Origin of the sequence: Streptomyces tendae (assembly GCF_014650435.1) — a bacterium.
Classification (GTDB): Bacteria; Actinomycetota; Actinomycetes; order Streptomycetales; family Streptomycetaceae; genus Streptomyces; species Streptomyces tendae.
Genome location: NZ_BMUY01000007.1, coordinates 401,374 through 416,721 on the forward strand (window position 1 = coordinate 401,374; position 15,348 = coordinate 416,721).

A 15,348-nucleotide genomic window follows, 5' to 3' on the forward strand; every position below is an offset into this window, starting at 1 on the left:
CCCCTTCCCCCTCCTCACACGGGTCGAGCCCGCTGCCGCCGGATGCCGAAGCCGGGAAGTGCGGCACCGTCCGAAGCCGGTCCGAACCCGCCCTCGGCCGGCGGCCGGCGCGTGATCATGCGGTCGGCCGGCCGGTTCACCGACCCGGCCCCCACCGTGCGTGCGTCGCGGGAGCACAGAACCGAGAACCGTTCCCGCGCCGGTGAGCCGGAGACGACCGCACCCTCGTGCAACCGGGCGAGGCCGCCCGGTCGCACCCCGGCACCGCACTGCTCCCCGGCACGGCCCGCTTTCACGGCGACCGGTCCGGCACCCGTCACACCTGGGTCGTCGGAAGGTGCACGATCAACCCGTCGATGGCTTCCGAGACCGGCAGCTGGCAGCTGAGCCGGCTGGTGGGCCGGCGCTCGGCTGCCGTGCCGTACAGCACGTCGTCCTCCGCCTCGTGCATCTCGGGAAGCGGCAGCGTGTTGCCCTCGTCGATGTACACGTGGCACGTACCGCACTGGGCCGAGCCTCCGCACTGGGCCACGATGCCCTCGACGTTGTTCAGCTTCGCGCCCCGCATGACCGTGTTGGGAGCCGTCACCTCCAGCACGGTCTCCGTGCCGTCGGGATGCTTGTATGTGATCTTGGCCATGATGCCCTCCTCGTGGCAGGCCGCGCGACCGGTGCAGTGGGTCACTGTGACGGCTCCCACTGGGAGGGCGGTCGAGAAGACCTCGAAGCCGCCGGGCCCGACCTGGCCACCCTCGCCCCCCGCCCGGCGGGGCGCACGGCACAGCGGCGGCCCCCGGGGATCCTGGCGTCCGCCTGCGGAGCAGCCCTCCTCGAAACGGCGGGCTGCGCCGGGCCCGGCTTCCCGGCGGTACTCGGCTGTTCCCGCGCGGGCGGGCGTTTCGGCCGCTGCCGCGCAGCGGGGCCCGGTCGGCCACGGTCCGACGCCGTTCCAGGGGGCTTCGAGGCGCATCCGCAACTCTGGACACCCTGATCCGAACGGAGGCATGAGGTGGCAACCATCTGGCCCGGCACCGACGCGGCTCACCTTCCGCGGGAGTTCCACACCCAGCGACCGCGCTGGACGGCAGAGCCCTCCAGCGGTCGGGAAGGCTTTCCCGGCACCGAGTACGCGACCATCGAGGTGCCCCGCGACTACGCGGAGCCGTCCGGGGAGCGCATCACGCTCGCCATCAGCCGGCTGCGCGCCGCCGACCCCGCACGGCGCCGCGGCATCCTCCTGGCCGTCAACGGAGGACCGGGCGGCGACGGGGGCCTCGGCAGGTTCCTGCCGGAGAAGTTCGCCGGGACCGCACTGCACCAGGTCTACGACCTGATCGGCTTCGATCCACGGGGCACCGGTGCGTCGACGGGGCTCTACGCCGAGGTCACCACCCCGACCGCGCCGTTCGACTCGCGGCCCCCCGACTCGGCGTTCCGTCAACTCGCGGAGGACATGCGGCAGCGGGAACTGGCCTGCAGCCGGGGCGGGGGCGCCCTGCGCCCCCACATCAGCACCCGGAACACCGCACGGGACATGGACGTGATGCGCCAGGTGCTGGGCGAGAGCCACCTCAGTTTCGTCGGCTACGCCTATGGCGCCTATGTCGGAGCCGTTTACGCGAGCATGTTCCCGGCACACCTGGACCGCAGCGTGCTCGACTCCTGTGTCGGGCCCCGATGGACCTGGCGCGAACAGTTCCTGTGGCAGGGCGACGCCGTGCACCGCAACGTGAACCAGTGGGCCCGGTGGACCGGACAGCGCCACACCGCCTTCGGCCTCGGCCGCGGGTGCGCACAGGTGCTCTCGGCCGTGGAGCGCGTGGCCGGCCTGCTGGAGAGCCAACCCGGTGGCGTTCGACTGCGCACGCTCTTCGACGGGGCGGTGGGGACCCGCTGCGCCGACCGCGGGCGCTGGGCGGAACTCGCCGAGGCCGTCGGCGCGCTGCTGGCCGCGGCGGCACCCGGCGGGGCGGGCCCCGAGGCATGTGCGGAACTCCTGTCCGAGCAGGCCGTCTGGCGGGCTGCGGACGGCGAGGGCACCCGGCGCGTCGCCGTGTTGGAGGCCGTCACCCTCGAACACGAGTGGCCCGACGACCTGGAGGTCTACTACAACGACATGCGTGACTTCCGAAAACGCTTCCCCTACGGCTACGGAGTGCTGCGCGCCCAGCCCTGGGTCGGGGCGTTCCGAACGTTCCAGCCGGCTGAGCCGCCCACGCGCCTGCGCCCGGGCGGCTTTCCGACGGGCCTGGTCGTCCAGGCCGACGGGGACCCGATGGACCACTACGCCGGTGGCGTGGCGATGGCCGAACTGCTGGGCCACAGGCTGCTGACGGTCGAGGACTCCGGCGAGCACGAGATCTACGTACTCGGCGGCAATGCGCATGTCGACGCCGTCGTGCACCGCTATCTGGTGGATGGCCGGCTGCCCGCGGAGCACACCGTCTGCCGGGGTGTGTCGCTGCGCCCGGACATCCCCGCCGACACCGACTGAACCGTTGCGCGGACGGCTGCGACCCGAGACCTGCTTCGGGTCGCAGCCGTCCGCGCAACGGGAGAAGTCACCAGGCGACCGGCAGCTCCCACACGCTGTAGATCACAGCGCCCTCCTTGCGCGGGACGCGGTCGAAGGGCTGGGCCAGCCGCAGCGTCGGGATCCGGTGGAACAGCTTGCTCCACACGATCTCCAACTCCAGGCGCGCCAGGTCCGCGCCGATGCAGTGGTGCACCCCGTGGCCGAAGCCGAGGTGCTTGCGGCTGCCCCGGGTGATGTCGAGGCGGTCGGGGTCCGGGAAGACCTCCGGATCACGGTTGGCGGCCAGCCCCAGGCAGAGGATGCCGTCCCCCGCACGGATCAGCTTGCCGCCGATCTCGATGTCCTCCAGGGCGACCCGGGGTACCGCGGTGTCCCCGATGGTGGCGAACCTGATGAGTTCCTCGACGGCGGGTTTCACCAGCGAGGGATCGTCGCGGAGCAGCTCCAGCTGGTCGGGGTGCTCCAGCAGGCAGGCGGTGCCGAGCGAGATCTGACTCGCGGTGGTCTCGTGCCCGCCGTTCATGAGCAGGCGGACCATGTTGAACAGGTCCCGGTCCGTGTACTGCTCGCCGGACGCCTTGTAGTCCGCCATGGCGCGGCTGAGCAGGTCGTCCCCGGGTTCCCGGCGCTTGGTCCGGATCAGTTCGCTGATGTAGGCGTTGACCTCCACGATCGCCGCCTGGCGCTCGTCGGTGGTGCTGTGCCCGCCCAGCAGTGCTGTGCCGTGTTTGATGAAGAAGTCGTGCCGATCCTGCGGAATGCCGAGCAGTTCGCAGATGACGGTCATCGGGACGGCCAGCGAGAACACCCGGTGCATGTCCACCGGCGGCGAGAGGGAGAGCATCTTGTCCAGGTGTGTGTCGACGATCTCCTCGATGCGCGGGCGCAGCCGCTGCACCTGTCGGTGGGTGAAGGTCAGCGCGGCCTTGCGGCGGGTGCGCAGGTGCTCCTCACCGTCGTAGCCGATGAAGGACGTCTCGGTGCGGTACTCCGGCGGGGCGATGAAGTAGAAGGGGAAGTTCGCGTGCTTGCGGGAGGCGCTGACCCGCGGATCCGTGAGCAGTTCTCGGATGGTGTCATATCCGGTGACGGTCCATATCCGCAGGCCCGAGCCCCGCAGCAGCACCTGGGAGACGTCCTCTTCGATCATCTCGGCGTACTCGGGCGGGGGGGTGAACGGGCACGTGCGCTGGTACGGGAAGTCCTTGTCCGCCGGCACCTGGCCGGTCTCGGGTTCGGTCGAAGTCGAGGTCACGACGGGTTTCCTCCTGATGGCTTGTCATCACCGCAGGGTGCGGAAGAAGGCGCGCAATTCCCCTACGAGGGCGTCCGGTTGTTCGAGTGCCGGGAAGTGGCCGCCGACGGGATGGTCCGTCCACCGCCTCAGATCCTTGAACCTGTGCTCGATCCACGGCCGCGGCATCCGGCCGTCCTTCGGGAAGTTGGAGACCGCGGTCGGTACGCGGACGGGGGCGAGGGCCAGCTTGTTCTGGCTCTCCCAGTAGATGCGGGCCGAGGACGCCGCCGTCGCGCGGAACCAGCCGACCGATACGGCGTCCAACAGCCGGTCCCTGGCAATGACCTTGTCCAGATCCCCGTCGTGGTCGCTCCATGCCCAGTACTTCTCGGCCATCCAGGCCAGCTGCCCGGCCGGCGAGTCGGTCAGGGCGTAGCCGAGTGTCTGCGGCCGTGTGCTCTGGACGGCCGAATAGCCGCCCTCCTGCTGCTGGAACTCCTTCATCGCGGCCAGCCCGGCCAGGTCGGTTTCGTCCATCGCGACCTGCTCGTCGGGCGGCCGGGCGAACGGCATCGTCAGATGGATGCCGGCCAGGTCGCTCTGGTCGGCCTCGGCCATCGCCGCGGTGACGAAGGAACCCCAATCGACGCCGTGCGCCCCGTACCGTTCGTAGCCGAGTCGTCCCATCAGCGCCGTCCAGGCGGCCGCGACCCGTTCCACCGGCCAGCCGGAGCCCGCCGGTTTGTCACTGAAGCCGTATCCGGGCAGCGACGGGCAGACGACGTGGAAGGCATCCGCGGGGTCGGGCGGATCGGTGAGCGGGCCGATGATGTCCAGGAAATCCGTCACCGATCCGGGCCAGCCGTGGCTGACCAGCAGGGGCAGGGCCCCTGGATGGGGCGAGCGGGCGTGCAGGAAGTGGATCTGCAGCCCGTCGATGCCGGTGCGGAACTGCGCAACGGCGTTCAACCGGGCCTCGGTGGCCCGCCAGTCGTACCGATGTGCCCAGTACGCGGCCAGCTCCTTCGCGTATTGCAGGGGCATTCCCTGGGACCAGTCGCCGACCGTCTCGGCCTCCGGCCAGCGGGTGCCGGCCAGCCGGTGCCGCAGATCAGCGATCTGTGCGTCAGGGATGTGCACCCGGTAAGGGGTGACGCGCGCATTCATACGTGCTCCTTTCCGGATCCTCCGGATGGCGGGCGGTCGGCAACAAGGTCGCGCGGCGGTATCGAACGCAGCTCGAGTCCGCGTGCAGCGGCGGCCCGAGCCGACACCGGCACGTCACCGCCGACGGCGGCCGTCCCCGCCGGGGGACCGGCGCCGGCGAGCGGGGTCCACCTCGCAGAGGACGGTCGTCGCCGAGTTCGGGCTGCCCGAGGACGCCCTGCTGGACATGGGCGGCGCCGGACGTACGGTGTCCCACAGGTCCCGCATGGACGCGTCGACGTCGTAGCGGGGCCGCCAACCGAGGAGCCGCCCGGCGCGGGAGTTGTCGACGCGGATCCAGTCGGCTCCGGCGCTACGGCCGGCCACGTCGCCGGGACGCTCGCGGATGCTCTCCGGCGGCAGCCCCGTCGCCCTGACCAGCGCGTCGACCAGTTCACGTATGTGCAGTGCCTCTCCTCTGCCGAGGTTCACCAGCGGATCGGCGAGCGGGCTGCGGGCCGCCCGGACGACGGCGTCGGCGGCGTCTCTGACATCGACGTAGTCCCGTCGGGCGTCGGCTACGGTCAGCTCCACGCCCTCACCGGCCGCGACGTCCCGGAGCCTGGCGGCGAGGGCGCCGAAGAAGCTCTCGGGGGCCGGGTACGGGCCGATCGTGTTGGTCACCCGGAGCACGATGCCGTCCAGGAGGCCGGCTCGGACGGCATCGAGCACCATGCGCGAGGCGGTGAGCTTCGCCCGGGCATACAGCGTCTGCGGCCGCGGTGGCAGGCCCTCGTCGATCAGTGTGCCGTGCGACACCGGGCCGTACTCGTGAATGGTGCCCAGATGAACCAGGCGCGGGGGATGTGCCATGCTCCGCGCGGCACCCAGCAGCCGCTCCACCAGACGCACGTTGGTGTAGCCCATCTCCTCCTCGGTCCGACCCCAGCCGAGCGTGGCGTTGACGACCGTGTCGACCCTCTCGGCGGTGAGCACCGCGGCCAGCTCCTCGGCCGTGCACTGGACGACGTCCATCGGCAAAAACCGGTACGCGTCCACGACAGGGGTGCGGCGTCGGGAGACCGCCACGACACGGGCGCCTCGCCCTGCGAACGCGGCGCAGATGTGGCGGCCCATGCAGCCGGTGCCGCCGAGGACCGCGACGGCCCCCGCCACCGGGGCCGACATCACTCCGGGCCGCCCGTGCGGCGGCCGGCCTCCGCCACGCCGGCCGCCGCACGGCCCTCCTCGAGGGCCAGACAGTCGCTGTACAGCGGAAGCCCGCCCGCGGCCTCGGCCTGTGCCAGGCAGAGCGCGTCCCGGTCCCGCCCGGAGACGACAAACTCCATACCGCTGGGCCAGGGCACGCCGAGCGTGGGGTCGAACGGGTCGATGGCCTGCTCGAGTTCGGCTCGGTACGCGGTACTGACCAGGTAGGACATCACGGTGTCGTCGTCGAGGGCGAGGAAGGCGTGACCGACCCCGATGGGGAAGTACGTGGCCCGGAAAGTGCGGGCGTCCATGTGGACCACGTCCCACCGGCCGAAGGTTGGTGAACCCACCCGGACGTCCACCACGACGTCCATCGCCCGTCCCCGCGCGCAGTAGACGTACTTGGCCTGCCCCGGCGGCGTGGTTGTGAAGTGAATGCCGCGCAGGGCCCCCTTGGTCGAACTGCTGTGATTGGTCTGGGCGAGCGAGAAGTCATGGCCGACCGCGGCTACGAACGCCGACTCCTGAAGAGGGGACACGAACAGTCCGCGCTCGTCGGTGTGCGTCTGCGGCGTGAACTCGAAGGCACCGGCCACGGCGAGTGCGCGGGTACGCATTCCTTTTACCGCCCCTCGACGACGCTGAGCTCGGGAAGAGGGAAGACCAGCCGGCCCCCGCCGGCGAGGAAGTCGCGCTCGCGCTCGACGAACCCGTCGCGGTAGATCCACGGAAGGACCAGCAACTGGTCGGGGCGGTGCGCCTTGGCCTCGGATTCGGAGACGATCGGTATCCCGGTGCCGGGGGTGAAGCAACCGGCCTTGTCCTCGTTGGGCTCACCGACGCACGGGAGGTCGTCGGGGCCAAGACCGCAGTACTGGAGGATCACATTGCCCTTGGTCGAGGCGCCGTAGCCGACCGTCAGCTTCCCCGCCTTGCGGGAGTCGTCCAGGAATTCCCGCAGAGCGTCGCGGTATCGCTCGCTGCGTGCCGCGAACCGGGTGAACGGCGTGGGGCCGTCCAGTCCGAGGGCGGCCTCCCGCGCACGGATCGCAGCCAGGCCCCTCTCGTCCACAGGAAGCCGGGTGGGGGTCCGGGCGAGAGTGACGTCCAGACTGCCGCCGTACACGTCAGTCAGTTCCGCCTTGATGACCGTCAGCCCCACTCGCTCGGCCATCCACTCGATCTGCCGCAGGCTGTAGTACGCGAGGTGTTCATGGCAGACGACGTCGTAGGCGGTCGCCTCCAGCATCGACGGCAGGTAGCTCTGCTCGGTCACCCACACCCCGTCGTCGGCGAGGATGTCGCGGATGTCCTGCATGAACTGCATGGGACGCGGCAGGTCGTAGAACATCGCGATCGAGGTGACGGCCTTGACGCGGCGGGCACCGAACCGTTCGGTGAACACCTCCTTGGAGAAGAAGTCGGTGATCAGCTCCGCGTGAGGCGGGTACAGATGGCGGAACTTGGCACCGACCGGGTCCACGCCCACCAGAGCCGGGCCGTCTGCCGGGTACTGCCGCATCAAGGTGGAGTCGTTGCTGCCGATGTCCACCACCAGGTCGTCGGGGCCGAGAGCGACCAGCTTCGTGATGGCGTCCACCTTGCTCTTCAGGTGCCGGACCATGAAGGGGCGGATGCCTGAGCGGTAGCCGTAACCGTCGCCGTACATGAGGCCGAAGTCGGCTACGTGCCGCAACTGCACGAGTCCACAGCCGTCCGGCGCGCACTGGACGAGTTGGAGCGGGACCACGGGGACGGCTTCCTCGCGTGACCGGGGAAAGACGCCGGTCAGGGCCTGTGGACCGAGGTCCAGCACGGGCAGCAGCGTGCGGTTGCCGCAGACACGGCAGCGATCGATGACCACTCGTCCTCCTGGTGGTGAAACGGGCCTGTCGCCCCGGCCGGCCCGGCAGACGCCGGTGAGCCGAGACGGTGCCATGAAGGGCTCGAGGATCCGTCGACTCGCTCCTTCGTCTGCCGGGAGCGGCCGGACAGCCGAGGACGGTACGACCGGGTCTCCAGACGCCGCTTCTACGGTGAGTGCCGTAGAAGGCCGACGGCGCCTTCCGAAGGGGACACCGGCATGAGCGAACTGACCGAGACGGGGCCGCGCGACGCCTCCTGGGGGCGGGCGAGGAGCGTGCGGCCGGGCGACGCGCCCTTCACCGGATCCACCGCTCTGCGGTCCCGTGCGGACGCCACGCTGCCCGAGCGGTTCCGGCGCTCCGCGGCGGCCGTCGGATCCGGCGCCAAGATGTCCACCGAGGACTTCGCCGGCTGGCTCGCCGAGCGCAGCGCCGCTCATCCGTTCCGCGTCCACAGGATTGCGTTCGACCAGCTCCAGGGCTGGTCGTTCGAACCGGTCACGGGGAACCTGGTCCACGACAGCGGGCGCTTCTTCACCGTGCACGGTCTGCGGGTGCGCGTGACGGAGGGAGCGCACGACTGGCAGCAGCCGATCATCAACCAGGCGGAGGTCGGTGTCCTCGGCATTCTCGCCAAGGAGTTCGACGGCGTACTGCACTTCCTGATGCAGGCGAAGATGGAGCCGGGCAATCCGCGGCTGGTCCAGCTCTCACCCACAGTGCAGGCCACCCGCAGCAACTACACCAAGGCGCACGGGGGCGGGTCCGTGAAGTACCTCGAGTACTTCACGGGCCGGCGGCCCACCCGTGTCCTCGTCGACGTCCTCCAGTCCGAGCACGGCGCGTGGTTCCTGCACAAAGCCAACCGGAACGTCATCGTCGAGACGCGCGAAGACGTCCCGCCCGACCCGGACTTCTGCTGGCTGACCCTGGGGCAACTCGGTGAACTGCTGCTGAAGGACCACGTGGTGAACATGGACTCCCGGACCGTCCTGGCATGTGCGCCCCACCTTCTGACCGAGCCGCAGGCGCTGTCCTCCGACACCGAACTACTGTCCTGGATCACCACGGAGAAGGCCCGTCACCAGGTACGGGCCGAGCCGCTGCCGCTTGCCGAGACGGAGGGATGGGTGCGCACCGAGTCGGCCGTCCGCCGCCTGGACGACCGGTTCTTCAGGGTGGTCGCCGTCCGGGCCGAGGCGGCGAACCGTGAGGTGGCCGGCTGGACGCAGCCGCTGTTCGAGCCGGTCGCGACCGGCGTGACGGCGTTCCTCACGGGCCGCTTCGGCGGCGTGCCGCACCTGCTGGTCCACGCCCGGGCGGAGGGCGGGTTCCTGGAAAGCGTGGAACTCGGCCCCACCGTGCAGTGCGTCCCGGACAACTACAGGGGACACGCGGCGCCTGCCGCCCCGCGCTTTCTCGACCTGGTGCTGAACGCCGCGCCGCACAGTATCCGCTACAGCGCGCTGCACTCGGAGGAAGGCGGCCGATTCCTCAACGCGGTCAGCCGGCATCTCGTGGTGGACGTCGACACCGCCGCACTGTCGACGCCGCCCGAGGGATACCGCTGGGTGACCCCGGGACAGCTGAACTGGCTCGCCCGGCACAGCCGTTATGTCAATGTGCAGGCCCGCTCCCTGCTCGCGGCCCTCAACAGCGGGGCGGTCAGGCTGTGACGCGGCCGCTTCGGGTGGGGGTCATGGGATGCGCGGACATCGCCCGGCGCAGGATGCTCCCGGCCATTGCCCGGGCGCCGCAGACCGAGATCGTCGCGGTGGCCAGCCGCCAGGCGGGGCGCGCCCGCAAGCTGGCTGACGTCTACGGATGCCGAGCAGTGCAGGGATATGAGGCGCTGCTCACGGACGAGGGGGTCGAAGCGGTGTACGTGCCGCTGCCCGCGGCCCTGCACGCCGAATGGGCCGAAGCGGCACTGCTCGCGGGCAAGCACGTGCTCGTGGAGAAGCCGGTGTCGCTGCGCCGCGAGACGACCAGCAGACTGGTCGAGCTGGCTGCGAGCCGGGGTCTTGCCCTGATGGAGAACGTCATGTTCGTGCACCACGGCCTGCACGCAGTGGTCCGCAAACTCCTCGCCGAGGGGGCCATCGGTGAACTGCGGGCTTTCGAGGCGCACTTCACGGTCCCGCGGCGCGCCATGGACGACATCCGCCTGCAGCCCGAACTGGGGGGCGGCGCCCTGTGGGACACGGGGGTGTATCCGCTGCGTGCCGCCCGGTACTTCCTGGGGCCCGGTCTGCGGGTCGCCGGCGCCTGTCTGGTTCGGGGCGGCGGACACCGGGTCGACTCGGCCGGGTCGGCGCTTCTCGTGGCACCGGACGGCACCGGTGTCCACGCCTCCTTCGGTCTCGATCACGCCTATCGCAGCGCCTACACCCTCTGGGGGACCGGCGGCAGCATCGCCGTGGACCGGGCCTTCACGCCCCCGGCCTCTCATCGGCCGACCATCCGGCTGGACGACGGCTCCGGCGTACGGGACCTTGCTGTTCCCGCCGAGGACCAGGCGTACAACACCGTGATGGCGTTCGCCGCGGCGGCAAGGGCGGGCGGCACGCCCGACGCGGTCTGCCCGGAACAGGCCCGCCTGCTCGACGACGTGCGTGCGGCGGCGACACGGGGCGGGTGAGCCTTGCGTGAACGGGCTGTGGGCCAGGACTTCGGTGTCCCGGCCCACAGCCGTTTTCCGTACCGCCTCGGACCCGCCCGGGGGATTTGGCGGGCCCGCGCGCACGGGTCCTCAGCGCGCCGGCTCGGCGACGTCGTCAGAGGCGGTCTCCGGCTCGACTCCCGGCGCGGCGGGCTTCGTCGAGGGCAGCGCGAACATGAGGAGGAAGGCGAGCACCATGCCGCCGATCGCCCACCACAACGAGTTGGTGAAGCCGTCGACGAAGGCGGCGCCGCTGGAGCGTTCCGCGGCGGTCGCCCCGTCGACGACGTCGAAGTAGGCCACCGAGGCCAGACCGAGACCGATCGCCATGCCCATCTGGTTGACGGTGTTGGTCAGCCCGGAGGCGGATCCGGCGTGCTCGAAGGGAACGTTGGCCAGGACCGCACTCGTCAAGGGTGCCATGATCATGCCAAGAGCCCAGCCCGCAACGACCAGGACCGGTGCCAGCTCCCAGGACGTGGCGCCGATTGCCTGGGTGTCGGCGACCCAGTAGTAGCCGAACAGCCCGGCGATCATCAGCAGGGCACCGGCCTGAAGCACGGTGCGCCCGAACCTCGGCATCAGCTTGCGCATGGCGACGTTGGTCGACACCGCCATCGTGGCGCCGAACAGCAGACTCGTGAGAGCGGCATGGACCGCACTCCAGCCGAGCCCGATCTGCATGTAAAGAGCGCCGGTGAGCGAGAAGAGACCGAACGTGGTGCCGAAGGTGAGCTGTACGGCGATGCCGGCCGCGAAACTCTTGATCCTGAACAGCGACAACTCGATGAGCGGCGTGCTCCGGGCGCGGATCCTGGCCCGCTGGTGCAGTACGAAGACGACGAAAGTGGGAACGCTCGCGACCATGGCCACGAAGCTCCAGGCGGGCCAGTCCGCCTCCCTGCCCTGGGTCAGCGGGTAGACCAGTAGCAGCAGGCTCAGCGAGGCCAGGGCGACCCCGACGAGGTCGAGACGGACGGCATGGGGCGCCTTCGACTCGGTGAGGTAGCGCTGGCCCATGATCAGGCCGACGATGCCGATCGGGAGGTTGATGAGGAAGATCGGCCGCCAGCCGAGGCCGAACAGATCCCACTGCACGAGCAGCGCACCGATGACAGGCCCGGACACCGCGCCGATGCCGCTGATGGCGCCGAACAGTCCGTATACCTTGCCGCTCTCCTCGGGACGGAACGTCACATGGATGATCGACAGCACCTGCGGCACCATCATGGCGGCCATGACGCCCTGCAGGATGCGCGCTCCGATCAGCATCTCCGGGCCCATCGCCAGGCCGGAGAGGGCAGACGCCACGGTGAAGCCCAGCATGGAGAGCTGAAAGACCCGCTTGCGGCCCCAGATGTCGCCGAGCCGCCCGCCGGTGATCAGGCCCACGGCGAAAGCGAGGGTGTAGCCGCCCGTGATCCACTGGATGGCGCTGTACGAGGCGTCCAGGTCCCGCTGGACGGTGGGGATCGCGACGTTGACGATGGTCGCGTCGACCAGGTCCAGCAAGGACGCGGTCAGTACAACGGCCAATGCGATCCACCGGCGCCGGTCTTCGGCGGAGCCCGGAGGAGCCTCCTGGGCAGCGTTCATGGTCCTAGCTCCTGAAGATTGTGGGGGCGGACGACTCGTCCCGCGAACGCTTTGACGCTAGACCCCAATTAGGTCAAGAGACGTCCGAAATAGTGCGCCGGGAGGAAGGCTGTTCACAGTCGTTGACGGACTGGGTGGCCCGGGCGCCCAGATCACGCATGTATGCGACAAGGGCGGGAGGTTCGTGCACGACAAACCGGCATCCGAGGCTCACCAGACGAAATGCCAGCCAGCCGAGGGAATCGGCCTGCGTACGGAGCAGGCAACTGCCCTCGGACAGTTCCTCGAGTTCGTCGCCACCCGTCCTGCCGAGCCGGTCCTCGATCTCGCTCGCCGGAGCGTACAAGGTGGCCACGGCCTGGTGGAGGGGAGCGAGCTCGGAGAGCCGGCGGGTGACGTACACCGCGGCGTCCTCGAACGGCAGGGACCGAAACGGCGCGCGGACGCCCGTCGGCTGCGGGTCGCGAATGCGGTCGACACGGAACGTCCGCCAGTCGTCACGGGCATTGTCGTACGCCACGAGATACCAGCGACGGCCGGTCGGCACCAGCCGGTGAGGTTCCACGAGCCGCTGGGTGTCCTGCGGCCGGCTCGGCTCCTGGCCGGGCCGGCCGCTTGCCGACCGGTACGCGAAACGCAGTTGGTCCCGGCCGGCCACGGCGGCGGCGAGCACCGTCAGGTGCTCGGCGGCGACCCCGGGGCTGTAGCCCTGCAGCGGCACGGTCGCCGCACCCAGGACACTCACCCGGTGCCGCAGGCGCGACGGCAGGACCTGCTCCAGCTTCGCCAGCGCCCGCACGGCGGCCTCCTCGATGCCGTCCACCGTGTGCGTCGCCGTGCGCAGTCCGACGGTGATGGCAACGGCCTCGTCGTCGTCCAGCAGCAGCGGGGGCATGGCGGCTCCCGCGCCCAGGCGGTATCCGCCCACCGCACCCCTCGTGGCGTCGACCGGATACCCGAGATCACGCAGGCGGTCGATGTCCCGGCGGATGGTGCGAGGACTCACGCCCAGCCGTTCGGCCAGTTCGCTGCCGGGCCACTCCCGCGGCATCTGTAAGAGGGACAGCAACTTCAACAGTCGTGCCGAGGTCTCACTCATGGCGTCCAGGATGTCAGCTGTTCACGGGCGTGCTCGGGGTGCGGCCTCGTGGCCGCGGCGCGGGGCGGGCATACTCCGCTCACGCGGTCAGCGTCCCCAGGTGACCGGCAGGGACGTCAGGGTGTGGTTGATCTCGCCCACGTGCCAGGGCAGCTCCCCTTCGTCCACGGCCAGCCGCAGATCCGGCAGGCGCCGGACCAGTCCGGTCAGCGCGATCTCCATCTCCATCCGGCCGAGGTGTTTGCCGAGGCAGTGATGGATGCCGTGGCCGAAGGACAGATGCGGATTGCGGAGGCGGCCCAGGTCCAGGCGGTCCGGATCCTCGAAGACGGTGCCGTCCCGGTTCGCCGAGGCCAGCGACAGCAGGACCGCGTCACCCGCGGCGATCTCGACACCTCCGATCTCCATGTCCTGCGCCGCGATCCGCGGGAAGCCGGAGGTGTCGGTCGCGAACAGGTTGACGTGCCGGAGGATCTCGTCCACCGCGCTCGGGACGCGGGTGGGCTCCTCGACCAACCACTCCCACTGGTCCCGATGATGCGCGATCAGCGCCAGGACCGAGTTGGCGAGCTGATTCGCCGTGGTGTCGAATCCCGCGCCGATCAGGGTGAAACCGAACGTGACCAGCTCCGCTTCGCTGAGCCGGTCGCCCTGGTCACGAGCCGCGATCAGCTCCGACAGCATGTCGTCCGCCGGCTCGGCCCGCTTGTCCGCGATCAGCCCGACGATGTACTCGCTCAGTTTCGCCAGGCCCTCCAACGACGCCTCGCCGCCCGCCCGGTCGTCGACGGTGGCGAAGGAGCGGGCCCACACCTCGAACTTCCGCAGATCCTCGGGCGGGACACCGAGCAGCTCACCGATCACCGTCAGGGGAAAGGGGAGGGCGAGCTGCGGCACGAGGTCGGCGGGGGAGCCCTTGGCCTCGATGTCGTCGAGCAGTTCGTCCAGTACCGACTGCACGCGCGGTCGCATGCGCTCCACCCGGCGGGCCGTGAAGGCCCCGGCCACCAGCTTGCGCAGCCGGGAGTGTTCGGGCGAGTCCATGGAAATGATCATGTCGGGGGTCGTGTACATGGTGCCGCCGATCCGTGGCGCACCGGGACCGCAGGCCAGGGCCCTGCTCAGGCGCGGATCGGCCTGGGCGGCCCGCACGTCCTCGTACCGGGTGACGAGCCAGGCGTCCACCCCGCCCGCCGTCCGGACGCGTTTCACCGGCTCCTGGGTCCGCCACCCGGCGTAGCGGGGATCGGGCCCCCGGTAGGAGGAGCCATTGAAGGGGAAGACCTCGGATTCCCGGGACGCGGACTCCTGGGAGTCGGATCCTCGGGACTCGGTCTCTCGGGACGACGACACGATGGTGGCACCTCCGCAAGTGCGCGCTGCCGACGGGCAGACGGCCGGGGACGTTGGAAGAGCTTCGGGCATCCGCTCAGGACGGGTTGTGGATCTTGTCGGCCCAGTTGGGCGAGTCGTGTGTGACCCGGCGCGAGCGCGTGTACCACTCGCCGTCCTGGCGGACCAGGACGTCCTGCACCGTCGTCGTCGGTTCGAAGCTCACCTTGCCCGCGGCGTCCGTCATGCTGACCATCGCCTGGTAGCCGACCCGCAGGACGTCGTCCGACTGGGGCTCGATGCGCATCCGGTCGAACCAGTACCGGTAGACGATCCCGTCGTAGTAGGCGACCTCGTCCGCCCGTGCCTGACGCGCCGACATCTCGCCCACCAGCGGCCGGTCCGGGTCGCCCCGGCGGGCACGCATCTCGGTGAGCAGCGCCTTCCTGCCCTCGATCCGCCACCCGTTGGGCACGTGCTCGATGGAGCCGTCCTCGGTCATCGTCTCCAGGAACTCCTCCAGCCGCCGCTCCTCCAGCAACGGCATCTGCCGGGCGTAGAACTGCAGGACTTCGACGTAGAGCTGGGCGTCGACCCGCCGGGTGGAACGCTGCGGTGCGTGCATCAGTACTCTCCTCGTGATCTCGGGCAATCCGCCGGCGC

General features: G+C 70.2%; 13 protein-coding genes and 1 pseudogene. 3 read left to right on the forward strand and 11 right to left on the reverse strand.

The genetic code is table 11. The features are described 5' to 3' along the window. Window positions 1-14 precede the first annotated feature (14 nt). Together IE258_RS42070 and IE258_RS20975 are read right to left on the reverse strand one after the other, a co-directional pair. Window positions 15-320 (reverse strand): oxidoreductase C-terminal domain-containing protein, encoded by a 306-nt coding sequence (locus IE258_RS42070; protein ID WP_373309850.1) that lies wholly within the window; start codon window positions 318-320, stop codon window positions 15-17. Beyond that, the gene (locus tag IE258_RS20975; protein WP_161378564.1) at window positions 317-640 is read right to left on the reverse strand and encodes a 2Fe-2S iron-sulfur cluster-binding protein; all 324 of its coding nucleotides are present in this window, start codon (window positions 638-640) and stop codon (window positions 317-319) included. Before IE258_RS20975 ends, IE258_RS42070 begins: the two co-directional genes overlap by 4 nt. Window positions 641-1,009: 369 nt before the next feature. Here IE258_RS20975 and IE258_RS20980 point away from each other — a divergent pair, with 369 nt between their 5' ends. Then, on the forward strand, window positions 1,010-2,494 hold the full coding sequence (locus IE258_RS20980; RefSeq protein WP_189745682.1) for an alpha/beta fold hydrolase: 1,485 nt from the start codon (window positions 1,010-1,012) through the stop codon (window positions 2,492-2,494). A gap of 67 nt (window positions 2,495-2,561) precedes the next feature. Here IE258_RS20980 and IE258_RS20985 read toward each other — a convergent pair whose 3' ends face one another. The 5 genes and pseudogenes from IE258_RS20985 to IE258_RS21005 form a co-directional block, all read right to left on the reverse strand. Further along, complete coding sequence (locus IE258_RS20985) at window positions 2,562-3,791, reverse strand: cytochrome P450 (protein WP_189745685.1); 1,230 nt, start codon at window positions 3,789-3,791, stop codon at window positions 2,562-2,564. Window positions 3,792-3,818: 27 nt separating this feature from the next. Then, window positions 3,819-4,940 carry an epoxide hydrolase family protein gene (locus IE258_RS20990; RefSeq protein WP_189745687.1) on the reverse strand — a complete coding sequence of 374 codons (1,122 nt, stop codon included), beginning with the start codon at window positions 4,938-4,940 and terminating at the stop codon, window positions 3,819-3,821. 318 nt (window positions 4,941-5,258) lie between these two features. Then, a pseudogene (locus IE258_RS20995) lies at window positions 5,259-6,107 on the reverse strand (SDR family oxidoreductase); the annotation flags it as partial. Continuing rightward, complete coding sequence (locus IE258_RS21000) at window positions 6,107-6,748, reverse strand: dTDP-4-dehydrorhamnose 3,5-epimerase family protein (protein ID WP_189745689.1); 642 nt, start codon at window positions 6,746-6,748, stop codon at window positions 6,107-6,109. The pseudogene IE258_RS20995 and the gene IE258_RS21000, both read right to left, overlap by 1 nt. 5 nt (window positions 6,749-6,753) lie before the next feature. Further along, window positions 6,754-7,995: a class I SAM-dependent methyltransferase gene (locus IE258_RS21005; protein ID WP_229892302.1), complete on the reverse strand. Its 1,242-nt coding sequence runs from the start codon at window positions 7,993-7,995 to the stop codon at window positions 6,754-6,756. Between the two features lie 219 nt (window positions 7,996-8,214). On the opposite strand from IE258_RS21005, the gene IE258_RS21010 reads away from it, so the two are divergent. Then, window positions 8,215-9,672, forward strand: a complete 1,458-nt coding sequence (locus IE258_RS21010; protein WP_189745693.1) for an NDP-hexose 2,3-dehydratase family protein — start codon at window positions 8,215-8,217, stop codon at window positions 9,670-9,672. Next, entirely contained in the window at window positions 9,669-10,637 is a 969-nt protein-coding gene (locus IE258_RS21015) for a Gfo/Idh/MocA family protein (protein ID WP_268256334.1), read from the forward strand. The genes IE258_RS21010 and IE258_RS21015 overlap by 4 nt, the downstream gene beginning before the upstream one ends. A 111-nt stretch (window positions 10,638-10,748) precedes the next feature. Here IE258_RS21015 and IE258_RS21020 read toward each other — a convergent pair whose 3' ends face one another. The 4 genes from IE258_RS21020 to IE258_RS21035 all read right to left on the reverse strand — a co-directional run bounded on the left by IE258_RS21020 (window position 10,749) and on the right by IE258_RS21035 (window position 15,310). Further along, window positions 10,749-12,254 (reverse strand): MFS transporter, encoded by a 1,506-nt coding sequence (locus tag IE258_RS21020; protein ID WP_161378556.1) that lies wholly within the window; start codon window positions 12,252-12,254, stop codon window positions 10,749-10,751. 73 nt (window positions 12,255-12,327) lie between these two features. Then, entirely contained in the window at window positions 12,328-13,353 is a 1,026-nt protein-coding gene (locus IE258_RS21025; RefSeq protein ID WP_189745697.1) for a helix-turn-helix transcriptional regulator, read from the reverse strand. Window positions 13,354-13,440: 87 nt separating this feature from the next. Continuing rightward, window positions 13,441-14,706, reverse strand: a complete 1,266-nt coding sequence (locus IE258_RS21030) for a cytochrome P450 (protein ID WP_229892306.1) — start codon at window positions 14,704-14,706, stop codon at window positions 13,441-13,443. A gap of 76 nt (window positions 14,707-14,782) precedes the next feature. Further along, window positions 14,783-15,310, reverse strand: coding sequence for a nuclear transport factor 2 family protein (locus IE258_RS21035; RefSeq protein WP_189745701.1), 528 nt, complete (start codon window positions 15,308-15,310; stop codon window positions 14,783-14,785). Window positions 15,311-15,348 lie beyond the last annotated feature (38 nt).